The sequence below is a fragment of the Novosphingobium sp. PhB57 genome (assembly GCF_004342985.1).
Classification (GTDB): Bacteria; Pseudomonadota; Alphaproteobacteria; order Sphingomonadales; family Sphingomonadaceae; genus Novosphingobium.
Genome location: NZ_SMBO01000042.1, coordinates 1 through 1,183 on the forward strand (window position 1 = coordinate 1; position 1,183 = coordinate 1,183).

Genomic DNA, 1,183 nt, shown 5'->3' on the forward strand with positions numbered 1-1,183 from the left:
TGACCTGCCCCCCGGCGGTCCCTCGATCATAACGAGAGTCTTGCGGTTGAATATTCCGGCATGCTCGCCTGCACAAGCGCGTCGGGCGTGATGCTATCGTCCTGCACGAACGTCCGACGCGCTTGTGCAGGCGTTCGATTTCCCAACGATGAGTGGGGCCGAACATGGTTGTAGTCGTAGCGCCAGATGGCCAGCTTCCGGCGGGCGTCAGCCAGGCTGTCGAACAGCTCCTCGTTGAGCAGCTCATCGCGCAATGAGCCGTTGAAGCTCTCGATGAAGCCGTTCTGCTGGGGCTTTCCGGGATCGATGTAATGCCACTCGACCTTGTTCTGGCTGGCCCATTGCAGGATCGCCCGGCTCGTAAATTCAGTGCCATTGTCACTGACAATGCAAGTAGGTTTCCCGTGCAGGCGAACCAGTGCATCCAGTTCGCGCGCCACCCGAGCCCCCGAGATGCTGGTGTCCGCGGCCAAGCACAGGTTCTCCCGGCAGCAATCATCGTTGATCGCCAGAATCCTGAACTTGCGCGACGCGCCAAACGTATCGGCGACAAAGTCCATCGACCAGCGGTCACCGGGACGAAGTGCTCCCGGCACCGGCGTCCGGCTGCCTCGGGCGCGCTTGCGGCCGCGTCGTCGGCGTACAGACAAGCCTTCTTCCCGATATAGCCGGTAGAGCTTCTTGTGGTTCATGCTCATGCCCTTGCGCTCCAGCATGACGCCGATCCGGCGATAGCCGAACCGATGGCGCTGCCCTGCGATTTCCCGCATGGCTTCGCGGATCGCTCCGTGGTCCGGCGGGCGTTCGCGCCTGACCGTCTTGGGATCGACGCCAATCAGCACGCAGGCCCGGCGCTGTGAAACCTGGTAGTCTCGCATCACACCGAGCGCCACGTCGCGCCGCTGGCCCGGCGTCGTCAGCCTTTTCCCAACAGGTCCTTCAGAATCGCGTTGTCCAGCATGCTGTCGGCCAGGAGCCGCTTCAGCTTGCCGTTCTCGTCCTCCAATTGCCGCAACCGATGGGCATCGGAAACCTCCATACCGCCGTACTTCGCCTTCAGCTTGTAAAAGGTCGCCGTGCTCAGGCCATGCTTGCGGCAAACCTCCGCCGTCGGAAGTCCAGCCTCCTGTTCCTTGATCATCCCGATGATCTGCGCCTCGGTGAAACGGCTTTTCCTCATGCG

1 protein-coding gene is annotated in these 1,183 nt (G+C 62.1%); it reads right to left on the reverse strand.

Annotated elements, in window-relative coordinates; translation table 11 throughout:
* Nucleotides 1-26 precede the first annotated feature (26 nt).
* Nucleotides 27-1,180, reverse strand: a protein-coding gene (locus EDF58_RS25735) for an IS3 family transposase (protein ID WP_243654528.1) whose coding sequence is annotated in 2 segments (ribosomal slippage) — nt 27-922 and nt 922-1,180 — 1,155 coding nt in all. Because the reading frame shifts where the segments join, the coding sequence is not laid out codon by codon here.
* Nucleotides 1,181-1,183 lie beyond the last annotated feature (3 nt).